The following is a 22,924-nucleotide window of genomic DNA, read 5'->3' on the forward strand; positions in this document are numbered from 1 at the left end:
AAACAGCTTACCTGGAAATTTGTTTAGGAACGCGCATGAAATAACTCCGACACCTGTCAATTAAGCCACCGAACCCTCTTCGGAACCGGCATTTTTACAGCAGTGTTTTGCATATCGTTTGCCAACTATTGCCTTTGCCTTGAGCGCTAGGGCATATAAAGACAGCTTTAACCGCCTATTAAAACGGTCGGACAACCTGGGCCGACAATGACTCCACCGTGCGAAGTATTATCCAGCAAGCGCGCTGCAGGCATATTGCAAATCAAAACCGTGGATGAACCTTTGACAATCGCATCAGGAGGCCCCACACAAGTCGCCATATCCCCGACTTTTGCGGCCGGTAAATTGCCTATTAATACGGTTGGGGTTCCAGGCGGTAAAATAGGCCCCCCTACATGGGGCACTACCCCTGTAACCATAGGGCAAACATGCATGTCTGTCACTCTAGCTGCTGGAAACACGAATCCCCCTTTTACATGGTTTCCTGATTACGTATAAGCTTCAGCCTATTTGAAATTCGAAGTAGGTTTTGTGTCGCTATCGCGACGCTTATATGGAGTCGGTTCGCGGACCGACAACCGCGATACTGCTATGAAACCCATCCCTGTGTTTCGCCCTGCGGGCCAGCTAAAGCTGTTCAAAATCGCTCCAGGCGATTTTGTCTTTGCTTGTCCAAAGAAAAGTATCCAAAAGACCAATCCGCCGGGAGCGGATTGGGACGCCCAGGGCGCACGAAGTGCGAGCGCCCGGATGGCGCGAGTCAGCAGACACCCGGAGGTCGCTGCATCCTGTGCGCTGACGATTTTGCCGAGGGTTTTCGGAAGGGCTATCCCTAGCCCTCCGAAAACGAGCGGCTTCCCTGCCGCTCCCCTAACGGGCTGTTCTCGGCAAAATCGCCAGCGCTCGGCGCGGCCTAACGGGACCCAGGCGGGCGCCCTGAGTCAAATCAAATTGGCTGAACGTTCTAAGTAAAATCAAGTATGGTTTTACTGGAGATTAACTTCCTTTGTTTACGGTTCAACTTTACGACCGTCGCCACCATTGGCAATATCAATGCCTTGCCGAATAAATGTCTGCTTTCTGTTTTTGACCTGAGCGGCACCATCTTGGGAAGCAGCCAGCATAATGGCGCCTGCAACCGCTTTTGCGGTAAGATCAGGAGCCGGAAGAACAATATTGTCATCCAAAGGTGAAAGATTATCGCCGCTCCAAAATGCCGCTGTTGCCGCCCAACCGGCAGCTGTTTTAAAAGCAGTGGCTTCGGCGGCAGTAAAAGCGGCTTTGGCATTTTCTTGAATAGGTTTATACACCCAAGCTTCGGCCGACTCCACCGCCTTCGCATCCTTTGGATTCGTTTGAGTACTTTGACAACTACGAGCACACAAGCAAGCCCACCATGTCGCTTCTCTTTTGGGTAAGCTATAAGCGATAAAATTAATACAATCGGCGAAACTTTCTTCTTGTATTAATTTTTCAATAAATTCAGCCGGCGTGACGTCTTGAGTTAATAACGATTGACCTAATTCGCTTAACTCGAACAGCTCAGTAATTTCTGAGGCCTTTTCTTGTTTTATTTTTATTAAATTTAATTCAGTCATTGCCTATACGCTAGTTAATTTTTGTCAAGCCGCCCTGCAGAATCAACATGCCGTCTCCTTTAACCGTGGTCATTGGGCTCTTTATTTCAGACATCGCACTCCCCTCCACTTTTATCATAGTTCCTTTGATCGTGATCCCTGCTTGGGTGATTTCGATACTGTTCCCGCCCACTTTGAGCTCGATGGACTGCATCGCTTCAATCGTGCTTTTACCGGAATCGATCTTGACCGAATGATTGCCGGTCGACACCTTCAAATCATAATTACCCTGATCGATCTCGATGTTACGATTGCCTGTTTCAATTTTCAACTTATCGTTACCGTCATGCAAAGTAACGGTTCTATCGTTTTGGATCTCAATTGTTTGATCGCCCTTGTCTTTTTTATCCAAACCGATCTTGCGTGTCTCGTTATTTTCGATTACACAATTAAGGTCTTTTTCGGCATGAATGTAAACCTCTTCCTCGCCTTTTTTGTCCTCAAAACGTAATTCGTTGAAGTTATCGGCCGTACCTTCTTTTGAACTACGGGTCTTGATACCGCTTTGGGTTTTGTTGGAAGGTAAATCATAAGGCGGCATTTGATCGTCGTTGTAAACTCTCCCGGTTATCAATGGACGGTCCGGATCGCCCTCCAAAAAACTGACGACGACCTCTTGACCGATCCGCGGCAAAGAAATCCAACCCCATTTCTTACCGGCCATCGGCTGAGAAACCCTGACCCAACACGAGCTATTTTCATCGTCTTGCCCTTCCCTGTCCCAATGAAACTGTACCTTGACGCGGCCGTATTTATCGGTCCAAATCTCCTCACCTGAAGGACCGACGACAATCGCGGTCTGCGACCCTGAAACCGAAGGTTTGGGTGTCGATCTGATCGATCGAAAGGCTTGCTTTGCATCAATCGCGTCGAAACTGCATTGAAAAATTTCACCGCCTCCACCCATGCCTGAAACGCAATCGTCGCCTTGAATAATATAGGATGCCGACACAACGACATGTTCGATGTTTTCTTCGTCAAAATAAAAATCGCTTAGTGTGAATTTCATGCCGGGAATGAGGCCCAAAGCATTGCCTTGACCACGCTTAATGGAATAGGCATTTTGCCGCTCTTCCAAGCGCTTATCGACGAGCTTGCTGTCTACTGTTGATGACGAGAATTTTCCTGGAAAATCGTAGACTTCCTGTCCGGATTGAGAATATTCCCCCGGATTGTGTTTTTTGATTGTTAAATCGGAACCAGGCGATTCAAAATCGAAATCGTTCAGTTCGAATTTACCTGTCGTGACTTGGTTTTCTTGAAACCACTCGTGAATGTGATCGCGCTCGCGGTTTGCTTCGTTTCCATCCGGAAAATATGGAATGGACTGATAACCGCTTTGAGTTTCGAAAGCTTTGTTCGAATCGGTAATCACAAGTTTATGTTTGTCGTCTTGATGCTCAAAGTAATAAAAAATGCCGTCGTATTCCATCAAGCGACTGATGAAATCGAAATCGCTTTCTCTATATTGAACGCAATAATCCAAGGTTTTGTATTCGCCGTCCAATTTATAAAGAACATCGGCAAAAGAATAGTTGTTCAATACTGCCTTGATAACATCGATTACCGATTTATCTTGAAAAATTCGGCAATCGGCATTAAGGGTTAAATACCATAACCAAGGCCTTAATGTTGCACGGTAACAACTGAAACGACTACGGAGCCCTATATGCTTGAATTGCACGATCTCACCGTTAAAATACCGCGTACCCCCGTTAGGTAGATCCAGCTTGACTGTCATTCCTTTACCCAACAATTGATCGGCTTTGACACTGCCCAGTTTCAGATCGCGAACTAACTCTACCTCAAACTCGAATAATCGACCGATGGATTCTATCCCCGTCATACGATAGAAAACCAGCTGATCATCGCCTAAAGGGGTATCGGCAGTAACGGATCTATTGTTTTGTGCCATGATTTATAAATTTCCGGTTATAAAGTGCTCTAGCAGAGCCGACTGAAAAAACTGGTTTTATTGGCTCGCTTATACCCTTTGCTAGTTAAATTTAGGTGCTGGGTGAATACGTCCATGTAGGCTCTAGGCAGCATCCATGCTGTCAGTTTCATTGCTTACTTGCCTTAATTTCAGACTGGAAATACTCCAATCAATGTCTTGATAATACCGTTTGCGCCAACACCCATTTTGGTAAGCTGGTAATAAAAACTCCATTGCCTAGTTTTAGAGTTACGGACACCAAAAGTGATCACATGAACAGGATCTTTATCCGAGCCCATATACATATGCGGACTCACGATCGTACTTCCCAATTTACTACCCTTCAAGATAGCGTCCTGTTTGTTCCATGCATTATTTTGCGATTTCATATTAATGTGAGCAACATAGCGTGAACCATCCTCGGCTGGAGAACCAACGCCAAAGCTGCAACCGTTCATCGGTGCAGTAAACATGATATTTGCGGCATTGCTTACTGTCGTAGACTGAATAGAGTCATCCTGATAAGGGCACCAATATATTTCCATTATGCCCTCAACATTACCCCCATTACCTGCAGGCCGAGCCATATAAGTTGCAATCTGCGCCCCTGGACGTTCGACACTACTTGCAAGACCATTAAGTTTTTCCAACGTAAAAAATTTTTTACCTCCTGTTTTATTAACATCACCTCCTTCAGGAGTGGAAACGATGTTATTTTGCATGAACTCAACAGGGTCAGAAAGAAAGCGATCTACAGCTGGCATAAAAACCTCAATTTTATGAATAATAATTTTATCGACTACCTAAGAATTCGGTCATCAAAACTTCTCTTAATCGGCAATGCGACTATCAAGGTGAACTTTAGAATAGGTTCTTATCCGCAAAAACCAGTGAGATAAGTTTATCAACCTTGATGTGGTTTTCCTTTTTTTCGCATCAATGCACGGTTCCCCCACATTAACTTGCTGTTAAAATTATTTAGCGACATCCGAGAATTTGGCGCGTTTTCCGGGTCGTGATAAATCACTTCATTTGATTCAGAGTCTATACCAATAACAACTGAAACATGAGCGCCCGGAGCCCACCATGACATCATTAAAGGTCCATATTCCTTAAGCATTTTTGCAAGCTGCCAATTTTTCCATTTTTTATCAGCCGGCTCAGGGATTTCTTCTAATCCTTCATTCTGCATCATTTTTAGTTCAGCATCACCACCAATAGGAAAATGTCCGACATCTGTACCGTGTTTAAGTTTGTCTAGAGGGCGTTTAAATAATTCCGGGTTACCTAACCGAGGGCCTGCTTCAAAATAAAAACCAACCATGCACAGACTGGCATACCAGCATCCAGTTGGATCATCTCTTCCGTGGTGTTTACCGATTTCTGCTCCAATACCAAGTTGTGTGACAAATGGAACATTTAGATAAAAAGACATAAGATACGCCCCTGTGTATTATTTGCATTAACGACTTTAAGAAACGAGCATTCTCAATAAGTAATTTGATTCAAAACTCATAAACAAACTCTCCATCCGCCACACCGACATGCACCCTTTCAACTGTCTTCCCTTCCATCATCCGCGTTAAAAACTCGGAGCTGATACTGGGCAAAACTGTATTGGTCAATATCGCGTCGATCATGCGCCCGCCGCTTTCGACTTCGGTACAGCGTTCGGCTATCAACTTGATGACATCCTCATCATAGGTAAACGGTACTTTATGACTTTCAACAATACGTTTTTCGATACGTTTTAACTGCAATTTCGCGATTGCGGCGATCATCTCGTCGCTTAACGGGTAATAGGGAATAACGACCAGACGGCCCAACAATGCCGGCGGAAAGACTTTTAGCAACGGTTCCCTCAAGGCTTTGGCAATGCCTTCAGGCTCCGGCATTAAATCCGGGTCTTTACAGAGATTGGCGATCAGCTCGGTACCGGCATTGGTGGTCAAAAGAATCAGCGTATTTTTGAAATCGATGACCCGGCCTTCGCCGTCTTCCATCCAGCCTTTATCGAAAACCTGGAAGAAAATTTCATGAACGTCCGGATGCGCTTTTTCGACTTCATCGAGCAATACAACAGAATAAGGCCTGCGCCGGACCGCCTCGGTCAACACACCGCCTTCGCCGTATCCGACATAACCCGGAGGCGCACCTTTCAGCGTCGATACGGTATGGGCTTCCTGGTATTCGCTCATGTTGATTGTGATGACGTTCTGCTCGCCGCCGTACAAGGCTTCGGCCAAGGCTAGAGCGGTTTCGGTCTTGCCGACTCCCGACGTGCCGGCCAACATGAACACGCCGATCGGTTTGTTCGGATTATCGAGACCCGCTCGCGAGGTTTGAATTCGCCGCGCTATCATATCCAACGCATGTCGTTGTCCGATGATTCGTTGCTCGATAGTATCGGCCAGATGAATAATGGTCTCGATTTCATTCTTGACCATTCGCCCGACTGGAATTCCGGTCCAATCGCCGACGACGGAAGCCACGGTTTGAGCATCGACGCTCGGTAAAATCAAGGGTGATTCGCCTTGCAAATCATGCAATTGAGATAGCAAGTTTTTTAAATCCTCAAGCAGTCCATCGCGTGTATTCGATTCGGAATCGACTCCCGCAACTTCTTCAACCGCTTTTTCGAGTTTGCTTTCGGTCCCCTCGACTTTACCGCCTTGCTCTCGCAGTTTTTGACGAATATCTAAAATGTTTTTGACGAGTTCACGTTCGTTATTCCAGCGCTCTTCCAGCAATGCCAAACGATCTTTTTCGGCTTTCAGTTTTTCAAGAACAATCGTTTCGCGGTCTTTGATATCGACGCCGACCGACTTTTCTCTGCCGATGATCGCCAATTCGGTATCGAATCCGTTAATCCGTTTTCGGCAATCATCGACCGCGGCAGGAACGGCATGCTGACTGATGGCTACGCGTGCCGATGCGGTATCGAGCAAACTGACCGATTTATCGGGCAACTGTCTGGCGGGAATATATCGGTGAGACAACTTTACGGCAGCTTCTAGAGCCTCATCGAGTATTTGAACCTGATGGTGTTTTTCCATGACCGATGCGACACCTCGCATCATCAAAATCGCTTTTTCTTCGCTGGGCTCCAGCACTTGCACGACTTGGAAGCGCCGCGTCAATGCCGGATCTTTTTCGATATGTTTCTTATATTCGGCCCAGGTCGTGGCCGCGACGGTTCTGAGCGTACCGCGCGCCAGCGCCGGTTTCAAAAGGTTCGCGGCATCGCCGGTGCCGGCTGCGCCGCCGGCGCCGACCAAGGTATGCGCTTCGTCGATGAACAAAATGATAGGTTTTTCGGATGATTGCACTTCCTCGATCACTTGACGCAAGCGGTTCTCGAATTCGCCTTTCATACTAGCGCCTGCCTGCAGCAAACCGACATCAAGCGTACGCAACGTGACATCCAGCAAGGACGGCGGCACGTCGCCGGCGACGATTTTCTGCGCGAAGCCTTCAACGACGGCAGTTTTGCCGACGCCGGCCTCGCCAGTCAGTATCGGATTATTTTGACGGCGACGCATCAAGATGTCGATCACTTGACGTATTTCTTCATCGCGTCCGACGATCGGGTCCATCTTGCCTTGGCGCGCCTGCTCGGTTAAATCGACCGTGAATTGTTTCAAGGCTTCTTGTTTACCCATCTGAGCCGGCGACATCGCGCCGCTGGCTTCGCCCGGAACAGCACCTCCCCCGACTTGAAAACCGTCGCTTGAATGCAGCCCTTCTTCAGGCGAGCCGCTGACAATCTCCGCGAAACGTTCGGTTAAGGTATCCGGCTTGACTTTTCCGAATTCGTTGGAAATTTCCAGCAAGGCATGATTCAAACCCTTTGTTTTAAGAATACCGACAACCAAATGTCCCGAACGTACCTGCGATTCACCAAACATTAGGGTTCCGTATACCCATCCTCTCTCGACGGCTTCTTCGACATGCGACGATAAATCCGAAATCGATGTGGAGCCTCTTGGGAGGCGATCCAAAGATTCGGTAAAGTCGCGCGCCAATTTCGACGGGTCGAGATTGAATTGACGAATGATTTTATGGAGATCCGAGTCTTGCAACTGAAGAATCTGATGCAACCAATGCGTCAGTTCCACGTAAGGATTACCTCGCATTTTACAAAACACGGTCGCCCCCTCAATGGATTTGTAGCACACTTTATTCAGCTTACCGAATAATGCGACACGGCTGATATCGCCCATAACTCACTCCTAAAATAATTGTCAAAATGTCCCGTATATATACCTTTCGCACTTCAAATTTCGGCAGTGCCTGAGGAGGCGCCTGGGTGTCTGATAAAGGCTTTGCCAGCATGGAGCTGGCATAGAGCCTGCATGGACGTATTCACGGCGTCCTTTAGCAGACACCCAGGGGCCGAATTTTGATCTGCGATGGGTATACATTCACACTTCAAATTTCGCCAATGCCAAGACGCTAATTCCGCTCACGACTTACTGCTCACTACTCACAAATTTAGATCAACGCATTACCGTATCGGATTCAGCAACAGATCGTTCGCATCTTCGGTGCTGCGCCGCTCACCAAGCCAGCTTGTCCAACCCAGTCGCGTGCCGCCGTCCAATTGGCTCATCGGTACCTCGTCATTTTTCAAGATTAGATTGACATCCCAATCAAACTCAAAGCCGCTGTAGTTTCGTACGATCGCAATCAGTTTTTCCAGTCGCTGACCTGAAGGCAGCAAACTGTCATACTCTGTTAGGGTCAAAGGGCCGAACAGAATTCGGAATTTATGCTGACAACTCCAAACTCGGGAGCCCAATACGACAGACTCGCCTAATCTACCGGTTTGGGTCGATTCACCTAATCGGGTCAAATCCTCGGTTTCAATGTGTAACCATTCACCGATGAACTCATTGAGTCGCACCGGTAATTTATAGAAATCGGCCAGGATAGCGATTAGCCCGTCGGCATTTTTTGCCTGATTCGCTAAATGACCTATGTAATGAAACTTGGCCAGATCCGGCATCGCATCGCGATCTTGAAACTCCTTATCACCGATCCCGGCTAACGCTCCTAAATAATCGCCGAACCGGTCTTCATCGGGCCGGTCGAAACTGTAGGCAGGTTCGGCATCCGCTTTGGCGCGATAGAACAATGCAACCATCCGGTGGTGAAAAATATCGCCAAAACGGGCCAAAGTATGATCATGAAAATTATGCTCCCGGCTTCGCACATATTCGGTCAGATGCAAAGGCATCGGACCGTTGGGTCCGAACAGTCCTAAAAAACGCTGAGTCAATCGGGCCGGCTTCCCATCGTGAGCTGCTATAAATTGACTCAATGTCGACGACTCAAATGCCATGGAGACTTCTTGACCAAACCTTACCGCGTCGTCTACGGGTCGACTGGATTGTCCTATCAGAGGTTTATTGTCATGGCTACATTCAATCAACCGTAAGGCATGAAAAAAATCGTATTGATGCGGCTGTTCGAGTAAACCTTCGATTAAATCGTTTTTCTTCGACCTATTCTCGCCGGCCATCTGATGATTTCTCCACGATCCGTGGACTTGACCACGGTTTCGGTAAACGAGTTAATTGAAACATAGCGGGCTAAAAAATTTTCCAGCACTGCTCCCATCAAGAAGACCCCGCTGCCTTCAAAAGCGGACTCTTCGAAGTTCAAGGTTATTTCTAAGCCGCGCCCAAAAACGATGGGACCGGCCGTATTGATCCGCCTAACGATATCTTTCGCTTGAATCGACAACAATCCCTCGATCTGATTAGTAATAGCGGCGACATTGTATTCGCTATATAACCTCAATAAACTTCTCAGAGCGACGGCACCTTCTTTGTCATTACGGTCGATTATACTTAAATAGTTCATCGACAAATGATTGATTAAACTCCAATTGACATTGCCATAGGCGGTCGATGCCCGAGGTTTAGTAGGGCCTGAAAGGCAACGAATGCTTTGGACCGGCGCGCCCTTCTGCATCGTGAAATCGGTTTTTCCGCCGCCCAGCGGCATCAGCAACGGTAAATCTCGATTACTACAAAGCGCCTTGATTGATAGCTGTTTAAGGTCTTTACCGTAAGGTGCCGATTGCCCGTCGACCAGCGAAATAAACGTCTCATTGCCGATATAACTCGATCTCGGCCCTTGACGTTTTTGTTTCGACGAAGCTATCCGTTGTTGCCGATGTAACGAATAATAAGCGGGCCGGACGTCATGACTTCGTTCGTCGCTGTATCGATAAAACGGCTGAAATTCCTTTTTTTCATTGACGCCCCCGCTCCCAATGCCAATGACTTCTTTGACTTGGCAAATTTCAAAGTCCATAGGTCTGGAGCGGTCCGGAATGATATGAAATTCGGACGACTTATGATCGATATAAATAGGGTCCGCATGCTTGGGAAACAAATTGATAGCCGGTGTACAAAACAACGCAAATTGAGATCTATCGACGGCATTAATAAGTTTTGCGTGACTTCGTTTTAGTAGAACGATTAAATCCATCTCTTCGGCGTCGCACTGATTCAACGCTTGATCGAAACCTGTGAATTCCGCAAACATAAAGCGTTCCGGAAAGGCAAAGTATTCTTGCAGAAGACGGTACCCCTGGAAAGATCGAGGCGAATAATTGAACAAGGCTTCTTCATCGGAAAAGCCGATTCGGTTTATCGCATTATCTTTGACTAAATGTTGCCAGCGATAAGGTTTTTCTGTCGGCTGCATGCAAACGGCTAACGAATCGCCAATCAATTGTTCATACAAGTGCATCGGCAATTCGCCATGCCCTCGTAAAAAAACGGGTAAGGAATCCAGCTTTAACTCATTGAATTTCAAACCTGCCGTGGTTTTCAGCCGGATGCGAATCGCGGCTTTCACCCCGCTCAGATTATGTGAGCAGAGGTTTGCCACGGCACCAAGATTGGGCAGATATTCCGCCTCGTGGATTTGCAAAGGCCAGAGTTTTATTTCGTGCGCGGTGCGATATTCGCAGGGAGTTTGTTCGCCTTTAGTCGTCTGGCTGCGTAGGGCGGTTGCTCTTTCTATCGTAAAACCTTCATTTAACGAACCTTCCGTTAAATCGGGTTGAAATTGCACGACGGCCACCGACGGAGTCGGCTCGAGATAATTCGGGTATATCATTTCCAGCAAATGCTGGGTAAATCGCGGAAACTCGGCATCGAGCTTCAATTGGACGCGTGCCGCTAAAAAGGCAAAACCTTCCAATAATCTTTCGACATAAGGATCTGCGCATTCAAAGCTATCCATGCCCAAGCGCGCTGCAATCTTGGGAAATTCGACGGCAAATTCGCCGCCCATTTCCCTCAAATGGTGCAGCTCCGTGTTGTAATAGCGCAATAATTTCGGGTCCATGCCTTAGCCGCCCATGTCACGTAGATTCACGTCGCCGGTCAATACATCGATCTCAGTCCGTAAATAAAGATGTATCGGAAGGGGCTGCGCCCAAAGATTGGCTTCGATGTCGAAGCTGATAGCTTGCTGATTCATGACATCCGCCGACAATACTTTGACTGTCAAACTATGAGGTAAAATACGCGGCTCAAAGACGGTAATGGCTTGCTTAAGTTTTTTTTCGATATCGGTTAAATCCGCGCCGACTACGGAAGTCCCCGCCAGATTTTGTATGCCGAAATTGATAACCGACTGAGCGACTTCCGGATAATCCGTTAAATCGGCAACGGACTCGAACGAATCGGCATTCAATAGCCAGGAAACGTCGCGCAGAACCGACTGCCTCAATTTCTGCATCGATAACACCCGCTTATCTCTGGATTCAACCTGAGTGTTCGGCTCATCATCCGTCAATCGATCGAGTAACGAGGGTTGGAGGCGTTCTTTTTGGGTTAGTTCGGCCATGACTTATGTGTTATCAGTGCCATCAAAACTAATTTCACGGACATCCATCAAGGCATAATCATTGTGATTAGTGCTTAATAAGCGCTGTCCCAGACCGATGAACAGCCCTTCATGCGGCTCTTGCCATTCAGTCTTGCGCGCCAGTTGAATAGCCGCATCCGGATTAGTTTCGGAGTTGACATAACGTGTCGGAATAAATCCGACCGCTTCGCCGCCATTTTGCCAAGCAAAATGCACAGGCATCCAAACTAAATCACGCAGGTCTTCGGGCAATTCTATTTGGATAGTTTTGATATGCTGAAAGGGAACCCAATAATATTGTCCATTGATGATGGCTTCGAGCATGGGGCCGAGCCGGACATCGGCATCCGCCAACCAGTCAAAACGCTCGCCGTCAATCGAACCGGCAGTTGCCGGAGCACTGTCGAAGGCTTGATTGCGCAGGTTTTGAGCTTCCTGGTATTTTTCTTGCGCTGTGAGGTTAAGGGCTTGCAACAACAAAGCCATCCATTGTTGAGGCTCGCCGAAAATCAACGGTGTTTTTAAGCCTAAGAAAACTTCTTTACGCAATACTTCGCAACGAAGCGCCTCACGATAGGTTTGTACCATCGCCAGAGTTGCAGCATCCATTTCAGCCAAGACATTGAGTTGGGTCAACGCTCTTTCCCATTGACCTAAAACCGATAATAACTGAAAGAGGAAAATTCTATTTTTGATATTGGCCGGATCTTTTCTTAGGGCCTGTTGAATATCGGCCAATGCTTGTTCCAGATTGCCGTCTTTCAATGCTTGTTCACTGTTTAACATGTATCGGTCCTCGGCTAGCGTCAATCCGTATCGATAAAAAATGGGCGGCATAAACCGCCCATTCGAAAGGATGAGATACCCTTCGTAGATCAAAATTCGGCGCCAGGGTGCCCGTCAAAGGACGCCGTAAACCCAGCCCTAAATTATCCAAGTTAGCTAACCATAGTCAGTGAGCTATGGAATTTAGGTGCTGGGTAAATACATCCATGTAGGCTCTATGCCAGCTCCATGCTGGCAAAGCCTTTGACGAGCACCCTGGCGCCTCCTTAGGCATTACCGAAATTTGAGGTGCGAAAGGTATAACTCCTTTAATTCATTCGCCTAGCTGAACGTTCAAAAAACACTACAACCACTATTCAGCCAGAACGGGGAGTTATCAGATTTTATTTTTGGCTTTATTGGTTTTTAAATCATAACCTTTAGCTTCACCTTTTTTGACAGTGCCGCCTTCTTCGAATTGGTTATATTGTAATGTGATACCAACATAGTTGATGGAAAAGGATTCATTCGGCCTTTCACCTCCACTGCTCATGCTATAGCTGCTGATCAGCGGTTTTTCTAAAATAATTTCCACAAACTCTTGTCCGGAAACGTCTTTTCCGCCTGTTTGAATAAAATGAAAAGTGGCTTTATCCAGTGTTTTACCGCATGCCGCTTCCTGCATTAATTGAGCAGAGGCAATATCCATACTTTTAGTGCATGTAACTTCGGAAAAGGATGGGTTACTGGTGTCACGGTCGGCGCCGGTTCCGCTAGAGCTAACGGCGCGCCCGGTCCCCCATTGCACTGAGTCTATGGTTATCCAACCATCATGCTTATCGACTTTGGAATCGCCTTTCAATTCAGGTTCAAATTTTAATAAGATCATTGTTTATCCTCATAATTTACAGAAATAAAATTACAAACTGCTGATGAATAATTTCAAAGGGGATTTAACTATTTTCCAAGAGAGTTTATCTATCGCTTAACCCCCTCTTACAATCATCAACCGCCTTTTTGTGAAGGCAATTTGGAAGTGAGTCGTAAGGAAACAGTCAAGCCTTCCAACTGATAATGCGGTCTCAAATAAAATTTAGACGCATAGTACCCAGGATTACCTTCGACTTCTTCAACGACCACCTCTGCGGCAGACAAAGGACGAATGGCTTTATCCTCTTCCGTCGCCAATGCCGGATTGGTCAAAACGTAATTACTGATCCAGCTATTGAGCCATCTTTCCATATCGGCACGCTCTTTGAACGACCCGATTTTATCCCTAACGATACATTTCAAATAATGCGCGAATCGGCAAGTTGCGAACAAATACGGCAATCTGGCAGCCAGGTTAGCATTTGCCGTTGCATCGGGATCGTCATATTCGGCCGGTTTATGCAGCGACTGCGCACCGATAAATGCGGCGAAATCCGAATTCTTCTTGTGAATCAATGGCATGAATCCTGATTTAGCCAATTCCGCTTCGCGGCGGTCGCTAATCGCGATCTCGGTCGGACACTTCATATCGACGCCGCCGTCATCGGTTGGGAAGGTATGGACAGGCAAACCTTCTACCGCACCGCCGGACTCTATGCCGCGAATTCTTGAGCACCAGCCATACAGTTTAAATGAGCGGTTAATGTTGGTCGCCATCGCATAGGCAGCGTTAGACCAAGTATAATTGGCGCTGTTGGCCGCTTCGGTATTTTCTTCGAAATCGAATTCCTCAACCGGATCGGTTTTTGCTCCATAAGGTAGACGGGACAAAAATCTCGGCATCGCCATTCCCAAATATTTGGAATCGTCGGAATCTCGTAACGATCGCCAAGCCGCATACTCGGGGGTGGAAAAGATTTTGGTCAAATCTCTAGGGTTAGCTAATTCACCCCATGAGTCCATTTGCAATGTAGTCGGCGACAAACCGGTAATAAACGGCGCATGCGATGCGGCGGAAATTTTCGCAATTTGATTCAATAATTCGACGTCGGGTGGTGAATGATCGAAATAATAGTCTCCCATTAAACAGCCGAAGGGTTCGCCGCCGAACTGACCATATTCTTCTTCATACAATTTTTTGAACATGGGACTCTGATCCCAAGCAGTCCCTTTGAACTTCTTGAGAGTCTTACCCAGCTCATTCTTTGAGATGTTCATCACCCGAATTTTAAGCATCTCGTCGGTTTCGGTATTATTGACCAGATAATGCAGTCCTCGCCAAGTGCCTTCTAGTTTTTTAAAGTCTTCATGATGAAGTATTTTGTTGATTTGTTCGGTCAATTTACTGTCGATTTGCGCGATGATAGACTCAATCGAAGCTATCGCGTCATCGGATACCAACGAAGTATCCTTTAAAACAAATTCGGCAAGCGTTTGAACCGCGCTTTCAACTTCTTCTTTCGCTCGGTCGGATTTCGGTTTAAATTCCTTGGTCAATAATGCCGAAAAATCACTGACTTCGGCAACCTCTCCAGTCGTGACTTCTGCTTCTGTTGCTTGTTCTGCTTCAGCCATGGTTTACTCTCCTCCTTCCTCGGTTTTTGCTTCGGCTGTATCGGTCGGCTTAGGCGCTGCAGTCAGCGACTGCAATAAAGCCGGATCATTGATAACCTTCGCTATCAATTCTTCGGCACCGCCTTTTCCGTCCATGTATGTGACCAAATTGGCCAATTGCGTTCTCGCTTCCAGCAATTTATTCAGTCCGTCTACTTTTCTTGCCACGGCCGCCGGCGAAAAGTCATCCATGTTTTCGAAAGTAAGATCGACATTCAAATTGCCTTCACCCGTCAAGGTGTTGGGCACCGTAAATGCGACCCGAGGTTTCATTGCCTTCAATCGATCATTGAAGTTGTCCACATCGATTTCGAGCATTTTTCGGTCCGCGACAGGCGCCAATGGATCGGCGGGTTTTCCCGATAGATCAGCGAGTACCCCCATCACGAAAGGCAGTTGAACTTTTTTCTCCGCACCATAGAGTTCGACATCGTATTCGATCTGTACCCTCGGCGCACGATTACGCGCGATAAACTTTTGACTGCTTTCAGCCATTTAACACCTCCTCGATAGAAAATTGTAACGGAAATTCCGAGCCTAATTTATTCATCTTCATTCTTAGCCCCCATGATGATACTGGCTTGGCTGACGCCGTCCGGCGCAATATCCATGAGAGCATCCATGAAACTTTTTCCGACTAGCCGCTGCGCTCGCTCAAGAAGCAAAGGCACAGGACTCGATGGTTCGTTTTTTTTGTAATAGTCGCAAATTAACTTGAGCGCATTTATGACGTCTTGACTATTGTTTATCGCACCTGAGATCGATTTTTTCGTGGCTTGCGGTTTGCCTGTTATCTCGTCCAGGCTTTCTAGATCGACTTGTGGTGCATCGATGTCATCGACCCCGCGAGACTCCAGCCAGCTCGATACCAAATGCTCGAATTCCTTCAACAAGTGCCTAAGCGCCTCGAAGTTAGGAGCATTGTTGATGCCTACTTGCTGAGTAACGAAGTTTTCCAAACTATTCAGGCTTTCGGCACTTCCCGCGATCGATGCCAAATTACTTTGTAATGCAGCAACATCACTATCCTGGACAGCGGCTTCGATAGTCCCTAATTTCGGGGCATTATCATCTTCGGAAACCGTCATTTTCTCGGTGGCAATCATGACATCGCGAAAACAAAAACGGCCTAATGCTTTCGACTCGACTAAAGCGACAAGCTGCAAAGGACGCAACATCGTTTCATGGTCGCATAAAGCCATCAAAATATTGACGCGTTCAGTAGGGTCGTTGTCGTCATCGGGGTCGAGCTTAGGATACAAAGCGTCCCAGTGTTTTGCGACCAATGTGTCGATTAACTTTAATCCTTCGGTAAGACCGGTAAGTCCTTCTAGTGCAATCAAGGAGCGCAAGTAATAAACCAGAACTCTTAAATCGCGAGTCCGGTCCAGAAGGGCTTCAGCGGATTTTTTAATTTCCCTCCAGTCCGGCGGTTCCGCTTCTTGAATGGTGTCGCCGATTTGCTGTTCCGGCTTGCCGATTATGTCCTGCTCCAACGCGATAAAAGCGGGATCATATTCCAGATCGTCGCCGCAAACATTATCAGGATCGATGTCCTGTAAATATTTTTCGATATCGATACTCAATGCACTCACTCCTTAAACGACAATTGTCTTCAAATCTTATTTTTCAACAGAATTGCCGTTGGTACTGACGACAATTACACTGACATTGTCTCTAGCGCCTCTATCAAGAGCGAGGTCGAGCAATGCCTTAGCACTCGTCTTCAAACTTTGATTAAGTAGTATAGACTCAATTTCATTAAAGCTTAGCTCTTTATCCAAACCGTCGCTACTTAACAAAAACAAATCCCCGAGACGCACGTCGGAGTAGCCGCAATCCAGCTCCAATTCGTCATCGGCTCCGACGGCGCGAGTGATAACATTCGACTGTTTGACCGCCCAACCTGCCGAAGAAACGGATTGTTCCGGGGCAATTTCATTTTCAGCGCAATGATCACGGGTCAGTTGCTTCAATTTATTATCCCTTAGCCGATATAAGCGACTGTCTCCCGCCCATAAAAAAGCGCAACGATTTGAATTACCGATCAAGACCAGGACGGTACTGCCAACAATCGAATCGTTATAGCTGTTACTGGAAAGCTCCCGTAATTCCTTGTTGACATTAACGATACAGGCATAAACATCTTTGCAATATGCTTCTAAATCAGAACGCGGCAATATTTTATGCAATCTATCGACAATTAGTTGGCTAGCCACATCTCCCGCCTGATGTCCGCCCATTCCGTCGGCAACCGCCCAAAGACCTGCTTCAGGCCTGTCGAGTATCGAATCTTCATTGAATTTACGGCGTTTGCCGGTATCGGTGAGAGCCCAAGATTGCCAGTGCACTTCACGCTGAACCGGCAAGGTTTCAGTCGTCATATAGAGCGGTACGGTGTCGTGCTCATTTTCAATATTCTGAGTCTTCGCGACGAAAATCTCAGGCGTACTAGCCGGTTGCCGTAATTTATCGAGGTTTTCCGGAACCGTACCTTTTTCAATATCCCATCCTCTTTCCGTAATAAGTCCATTTAAAAATCCGGAGAAGGCAGCGATCGGCGGTAAACCTTCGCAAGCCAACAATGCCGGAGTTTGATCCTCGGAGCCGCCGGTAGACCAAAGCGTAAAGCCGGGAACAAACCGGTTCATTAACGATGCACTCAATCCGACAAAGGCATCGGCAATCGATTCAGGACGCGCCATCGACAGATAAAATGCATTTTTTCCGGCATTTTTGCGCATATCCCGAACGTTGATTGAAACCTCGGAAGCCGATAACGGCGCGGCGGGAATATTTTTGATCAATCGATCGAATACTTCAGGATCGAGCCCGTCTTCCAGACCGCTCAATGCGGTTTCTTCGAGATGCTCAAACCACTGTTCGGCCGAAGACATCAAATAAGCCAAGCAATTACCGCTGTCGATGCTCGCCGCAACCGTCAACGGAAAATAACGTCCGACCTTATCGACGCTGGGCATTAATATTCCGGCCCATGCGGAATTTCCGCAAACTCCGGGGCTCAACGCAAAACGCCAAATCGGACTACTTAAATAACTATTTAGCCAAGCATCCCCCAACTCTTCCTTGCTGGCGGCAATCGAGCTTTGCAGCCAACTATCCCAGGGACTCAGAAAGTCACGCGGCAAACGTCGGGTAACAAAGTCGCCCAATATCGGCAGTTTGCCGTAAAACCCGGGTTCCGAATGAGGCAAAGTCATTACAAGCTCGTTGGAAATTGAAAATTTTGCAGTTCTTTGAGCGCAAAAGGATTATCGACGCTGGTCGCGCTCAATTCATAACGCGCTTCCAAGTTGTCGATTGCAAATGTCAGCATGAACCTGTCTTGCGAGGTAATTTGAATTCGAGCTTTATCAAGCAATCTAAACCATGCCCAAGCGCCTTCCTCGGAACGGCTGACTTGCCGACCGTCTAAGGTATCGAAACCGTAACGCACAGAACCGCTTCCGTCCGTTCCAGGCCACTGCATTTGTGTACTTCGCGCCGGACCGTGCCGGTAATCCAATTGCTGACCTTCCAAATTCAGCCAAAACCGTGAAGCTTTGGCATCAAGCGATACCGGTCTAAGATTGAATCGAACCGAGGGTAATTGACTACCGCCTTGAAAAAATACTTCACGGATTTTTGCCGCATACTGAAACTGCATCAGCACCGATCGCGAAATACCGATCGATTGATTATTTTGAGTGATCAATCGCCAGGTTCGGCCGCTAGTATCGACAAAGGGCTTGAGATTGGCATTGAAAAACTGATCCAAAATCCCGTTCGGTGCAAAAAAGCGGCTAAAATCCTGCAACGTAATATCGCGACTGGCGCGCCTGGACAATGGATAACGTCCTTCGAGCCCCGATTTATAAAGCGGCATCACCTCGCTCTGCCAAAGCTTATTGAGCTGCGCCTTGCTCGACCCCATGATCAGATTCAAATTGCCGCTGGAAAGCTTCTCGGTCATGCTTTTCAAGGGCTCGGGCAAACGCGCCGATTCCATTTTCATGCGCGACATGACATCGCCTCCGCCGCCCCCTTCGCTGCGCTGTGCGGCGATCCTTATCGCCGCCCCGCCGCTATCTGAAGTACTGCCCAAATCGATCATGAAGCCGTACAACTGACCGAGCAAATTGATGGTCTGGTCGAATGGCGCACCGGCGCCGCCGACGCTCCTGACTAATGAGGCTAGCGGTTGAAAATGGCGCTCGACGACGGTGCCCGGCGGATCGGTTGGCGCTTGCACGACACCTTCGGCTTGTGCTGCTTGCAACAGTTTTTGCGTTCGCGAATCGACCGTCTTTTCCGCGCCTTCCTTGACTGCCGCCAAAGCATCCAAAGGACTCGGCGGTTTACGTGTCAAGGAAGTTTCCTTGTCGATGGTCTCCAATAAAAGCCGAATCGGCGAGTTGGGTGCCGAGGCGAATTCGAGTAATTCGATCGACTGCTGAATATTGCCGACGCTTCGGATTTTTAGATTGCCCAGCATATTACTCCAATACTGGATGAAATCCTTGTCGTAATAGGTCTGAACGTCTTGCTGCAAGCGTTCGGGATCGGGCGCGCGGGCTCTACCGACATCGCCCAACACCCAATTATCCTCGACCGTCTCTTTCGCCAAAGCTTGGTTTTGTTTTAGAAACACTTGATAAAAACCGTCGTGCGTGAACAAATAAGGGATGGTTTGCTGTTCGAATTTTCCGGACGCGACCGTAAAAACCCGAGACGCATTCGGCCCTAGCGCATCCGACAAACGGAGATCGCGGCTGCCATCCTGCATCGCCTCGCTCTTGATGCGCATATAGACTTGCTGCGCAACAGGAATGCGGTTTAACACTTGCCGCGTTGCGGCGACTAAACGTTGGTCGAGCGGCTGGGGCTCTATTTTTAGCTCGAGCAAATTATCGAGATGACCGAGCAAGCCGACTTGAACATCGTCGGCATAATTTTTTTTCCAATCGATAGCAACCCAAGCCCGCACCAAGCCGGGCTCGAGCCGTTTGGGCTCGCCGAACATCAAATAGACTTTTAAGAGTTCATAGAGAATTTCGGGGTTATTCGCCTCTTCGCCTCGGATACGTTGTTCTAGCCTTGTCTTGATCAATGGTAAAAATTGCTTCAATAAAACTTGATCATAGGTATCGTTAATGACCGGTTGCACTTTGTTGCCTTGAAACAAGCCGAAACGCATCGACAAGGGCTTTTCGTCGCCATAAACTCGTTGAATGTCTTGTATCGCATTCATGCGTTTCAATAAGTCGGAAAAGTCCGATCGATTCGGATAATTCGCCGCGGTTTGTTCGTATTGTTCAATCTTTTGACTCAGCTCGTTCAATGCCGACTGATTTCGGGTGAAACTAAAAGTCCATAAGGCCGTCATTAATAATGTCACAGCCAGTGCCGAACCGTATGCAACCTGACGCAGCAATGCATAACGACGCTCTACGCGTTTGTTCAAACCGACGATCAGGGCTTCGTCGAAAATGACCTCCTTCAGCAAACGGGTAATGAAAAAACTCTTTCCCTTGCCGCTGAACATCGGCACCGAAAAACGATCGAGCTTGAAAGTGCTCGCCAAAATTCCCATCAGACGGTCGATCGGCGTGCCTTCTTGCGTTCCGCTGGTAAAATAAACGCCTCTGAGATAAGGGGCTTGTTGATATCGGTTCGCGCCGTAACACTCTTTGAGAAATTCCAACAAACTCTCTTTCAGCAAGGCCATGCGTTGAGGAAAGCCGAAAATCGAATGACGGCGCTGCAAGTCGCGCTCTTCTTGAAGTCTTTTCGGCAAACGCGCATTCAAACGATCCAACAGTCCATCAAAGTCATCGCCGACCCGACCAACAGCATCGACAGGGTGATCTTGATCTTCTTCAGGAAAAGTAACACCCCAAACTTGGGCTCTTTCTTCTTTGCCTAGATCGGCAAAGAAGTCGTTGAAACCTGCAACCAGATCGCATTTGGTAAACAGCATATAGATCGGAAAGCGAATGCCGAAATGTTCGTGCAGTTCCTGAATACGCTGCCGAATTGCTTGTGCATGCTGAATTCGCTCTTCCTCGGTCTGCTTGATTAAATCGGACAGGCTCATCGTGATCAGCACGCCGTTGACCGGCCTGCGCGGGCGATGTTTTTTCAGCAAATTCAAAAAACCGAGCCATGCCGCCTTATCGACCGCCTCATGGCTGTCTTGTGTCGTATAGCGCCCTGCGGTATCCAACAGCACCGCTTGATCGGTAAACCACCAATCGCAATTGCGGGTCCCGCCGACGCCTTTGACCGCGTTTTTGCCGAATTTGTCGGCCAGCGGAAATTCCAGTCCCGAATTGATCAATGCGGTGGTTTTTCCGGAACCCGGCGGCCCGATGATGATATACCAGGGTAATTCATAGAGATACTGACGACCTTGGCCCGACTGGGTTTTGATTTGTTTTAGCGTGCGTAGCGCATCGTCGAAATGCTTGCCGAGTTCGCCGATTTCCTCTTCGCTGTCTTGCTCGACTTGACTAGGCCCGGTCTTTCCTTGCGCTCCATCGCCCCCGACCAGTTCATTGACCATTTGCGTATTGGCGCGATTAGCTTTGACCTGAATACGAAGATTATTCAATCCCCAGAGCAAGACGATCACTAAAATCGTAATAAGCCTGTAAACTTCGGATTCAAGAGGGGCACGGCCTGCTATCGCGATGAGCGGCCCGAAAAACCAAATCAACAAGCAAACGGCAATAATGCCGATCAGTTGAATGACCCATTTATTTTTGAAGAAACCGATGATTTTTTTCACGTTTGTCCTTTTAATCCTGAAAAAATGATTTCGACACGACGGTTCATCGCTTTATGTTCGGCGCTATCATTCGGCACCAGCGGTTGCGTTTCCGCACGCCCTTCGGATGTAATGGTCGCAGCGATTCCCGGCTTACTTTTGAGCATATCGGCAACCGACTGCGCTCGGGCTCTCGATAAATCCCAATTGGATGGAAATCTCGCCGAAAAAATCGGATCGCTGTCGGTATGACCGACAACTAGAATACTGCCGGTGACTTTGGTAAGCGCTTCGCCGATTCTATTCATTAACGGGTAATATTTGGCGGTTATCGAGTCCCTTCCGGAAGCAAAGAACCCCTTGCCCATGATGCGTAACACGATTTTGTCGTTCTTGCGATCCAACACGACTTCGCCGCGCGCAATTTCCGGCGCAAGAAAACCGCTGATATCGTCATACAATGAATAAGCGGGAGGCGCATCGGGCGGTTTAGGCGTTTCGGGTAACGGTTCGGCGACTGCGACTTGTAGCGGCTCAAGGCCGTCCTTGATCGCATAAAGTTTTGCCAGCAATGGATTGGACGCGGCATTAATTAAATAGAGATAGCCGAGATAGGCCAGCATTAGAACCATACCGACCACCGCGCCGATGACCCATAGCGGAACCAAGCGGGTCAACACATTCCGTCTGTCTTTGATGCCCTGCCATTGTATCGACAGTTCCTTTTCAATATCGCCGCGCTGCCGCTGTATGATTTGATACAGATTTTCCCGAACCTCTTCGAGCCGGGTCATGCCGTGTTCCTGAATGCGGTATTTTCCTTCGAAGCCGAGGCAAAGACAAAAATACAACAATTCCAGCAAATGCAGATGCGTGCCGGGCTGTTGCATGATATTTTTCAAAATTTGGAAAAACTTTTCTCCGCCCCAGGCTTCTTTATGAAAAGTGATCAACAGGCTATGTGTGCTCCACAAGCTGTTGCAACCCCAAGGCGTATTTAACACGGTCTCGTCGAGTAAGGTACAAAGACAATAACGCGCGGCCTGCACTTGATCGGGCGGGATGCCATGTCCCAGCGCTTTTGCTTCGAAGCGCTTGACTTCGTTGATCACATTATCTCTCAGACCGGCAATGTCCGGATGCGATGCGGTATTGCGTAATTGCGCGACTAAAGATAACAAAGACAACGCACTAGCAGTCAACGGGTTATCTTTCGAATAGACTATTCGTTCGTGTAGGCCTTCAGGAGGCATTGGCGCATTATCGGGCGCATGCGCCGGCATCGGCTCCTGCGGTTTGGGCTTTCTTCCGCCCGGCGTAGGCCTGAGGATGGTTTTATCGTCATCGATGTAATTACCGAATGGGTCGTCTTGATTCACT

The 22,924-nt window shown here is 47.8% G+C and carries 17 protein-coding genes; all 17 read right to left on the reverse strand.

Annotated features, from left to right (window positions below; translation table 11 throughout):
* Positions 1 to 167: 167 nt before the first annotated feature.
* The gene (locus WJM45_RS10665; protein ID WP_341325090.1) at positions 168 to 434 is read right to left on the reverse strand and encodes a PAAR domain-containing protein; all 267 of its coding nucleotides are present in this window, start codon (positions 432 to 434) and stop codon (positions 168 to 170) included.
* A 576-nt stretch (positions 435 to 1,010) separates the two neighbouring features.
* Positions 1,011 to 1,598, reverse strand: coding sequence for a hypothetical protein (locus WJM45_RS10670; RefSeq protein WP_341325091.1), 588 nt, complete (start codon positions 1,596 to 1,598; stop codon positions 1,011 to 1,013).
* A gap of 10 nt (positions 1,599 to 1,608) precedes the next feature.
* Positions 1,609 to 3,552 (reverse strand): type VI secretion system tip protein TssI/VgrG, encoded by a 1,944-nt coding sequence (gene tssI, locus WJM45_RS10675; protein WP_341325092.1) that lies wholly within the window; start codon positions 3,550 to 3,552, stop codon positions 1,609 to 1,611.
* A 170-nt stretch (positions 3,553 to 3,722) separates the two neighbouring features.
* The gene (locus tag WJM45_RS10680) at positions 3,723 to 4,337 is read right to left on the reverse strand and encodes a hypothetical protein (protein WP_341325093.1); all 615 of its coding nucleotides are present in this window, start codon (positions 4,335 to 4,337) and stop codon (positions 3,723 to 3,725) included.
* Positions 4,338 to 4,477: 140 nt separating this feature from the next.
* Positions 4,478 to 5,008: a papain-like cysteine protease family protein gene (locus tag WJM45_RS10685; RefSeq protein ID WP_341325094.1), complete on the reverse strand. Its 531-nt coding sequence runs from the start codon at positions 5,006 to 5,008 to the stop codon at positions 4,478 to 4,480.
* A 70-nt stretch (positions 5,009 to 5,078) separates the two neighbouring features.
* The gene (gene tssH / locus WJM45_RS10690; protein ID WP_341325095.1) at positions 5,079 to 7,796 is read right to left on the reverse strand and encodes a type VI secretion system ATPase TssH; all 2,718 of its coding nucleotides are present in this window, start codon (positions 7,794 to 7,796) and stop codon (positions 5,079 to 5,081) included.
* A gap of 284 nt (positions 7,797 to 8,080) precedes the next feature.
* Positions 8,081 to 9,097: a type VI secretion system baseplate subunit TssG gene (gene tssG / locus WJM45_RS10695; protein ID WP_341325096.1), complete on the reverse strand. Its 1,017-nt coding sequence runs from the start codon at positions 9,095 to 9,097 to the stop codon at positions 8,081 to 8,083.
* A complete protein-coding gene (gene tssF, locus WJM45_RS10700) occupies positions 9,061 to 10,941 on the reverse strand; it encodes a type VI secretion system baseplate subunit TssF (RefSeq protein ID WP_341325097.1) in 1,881 nt (626 codons plus the stop codon). The genes tssG and tssF overlap by 37 nt, the downstream gene beginning before the upstream one ends.
* A 3-nt stretch (positions 10,942 to 10,944) precedes the next feature.
* The gene (gene tssE, locus WJM45_RS10705; RefSeq protein WP_341325098.1) at positions 10,945 to 11,445 is read right to left on the reverse strand and encodes a type VI secretion system baseplate subunit TssE; all 501 of its coding nucleotides are present in this window, start codon (positions 11,443 to 11,445) and stop codon (positions 10,945 to 10,947) included.
* A gap of 3 nt (positions 11,446 to 11,448) precedes the next feature.
* Positions 11,449 to 12,252, reverse strand: coding sequence for a type VI secretion system accessory protein TagJ (locus tag WJM45_RS10710; protein WP_341325099.1), 804 nt, complete (start codon positions 12,250 to 12,252; stop codon positions 11,449 to 11,451).
* A 376-nt stretch (positions 12,253 to 12,628) separates the two neighbouring features.
* On the reverse strand, positions 12,629 to 13,120 hold the full coding sequence (locus WJM45_RS10715) for a type VI secretion system tube protein Hcp (RefSeq protein WP_014148412.1): 492 nt from the start codon (positions 13,118 to 13,120) through the stop codon (positions 12,629 to 12,631).
* 116 nt (positions 13,121 to 13,236) lie between these two features.
* A complete protein-coding gene (tssC, locus tag WJM45_RS10720; protein WP_341325100.1) occupies positions 13,237 to 14,736 on the reverse strand; it encodes a type VI secretion system contractile sheath large subunit in 1,500 nt (499 codons plus the stop codon).
* Between the two features lie 3 nt (positions 14,737 to 14,739).
* A complete protein-coding gene (gene tssB / locus WJM45_RS10725) occupies positions 14,740 to 15,270 on the reverse strand; it encodes a type VI secretion system contractile sheath small subunit (RefSeq protein WP_341325101.1) in 531 nt (176 codons plus the stop codon).
* Positions 15,271 to 15,317: 47 nt separating this feature from the next.
* A complete protein-coding gene (gene tssA / locus WJM45_RS10730; RefSeq protein WP_341325102.1) occupies positions 15,318 to 16,370 on the reverse strand; it encodes a type VI secretion system protein TssA in 1,053 nt (350 codons plus the stop codon).
* A 27-nt stretch (positions 16,371 to 16,397) separates the two neighbouring features.
* Positions 16,398 to 17,996, reverse strand: a complete 1,599-nt coding sequence (gene tagF / locus WJM45_RS10735; RefSeq protein ID WP_341325103.1) for a type VI secretion system-associated protein TagF — start codon at positions 17,994 to 17,996, stop codon at positions 16,398 to 16,400.
* Positions 17,996 to 21,565 (reverse strand): type VI secretion system membrane subunit TssM, encoded by a 3,570-nt coding sequence (tssM, locus tag WJM45_RS10740; RefSeq protein ID WP_341325104.1) that lies wholly within the window; start codon positions 21,563 to 21,565, stop codon positions 17,996 to 17,998. The genes tagF and tssM overlap by 1 nt, the downstream gene beginning before the upstream one ends.
* Complete coding sequence (gene icmH / locus WJM45_RS10745; RefSeq protein ID WP_341325105.1) at positions 21,562 to 22,923, reverse strand: type IVB secretion system protein IcmH/DotU; 1,362 nt, start codon at positions 22,921 to 22,923, stop codon at positions 21,562 to 21,564. The genes tssM and icmH overlap by 4 nt, the downstream gene beginning before the upstream one ends.
* Between the last annotated feature and the right edge of the window lies 1 nt (position 22,924).

This window comes from Methylotuvimicrobium sp. KM2, from assembly GCF_038051925.1.
GTDB lineage: Bacteria > Pseudomonadota > Gammaproteobacteria > Methylococcales > Methylomonadaceae > Methylotuvimicrobium.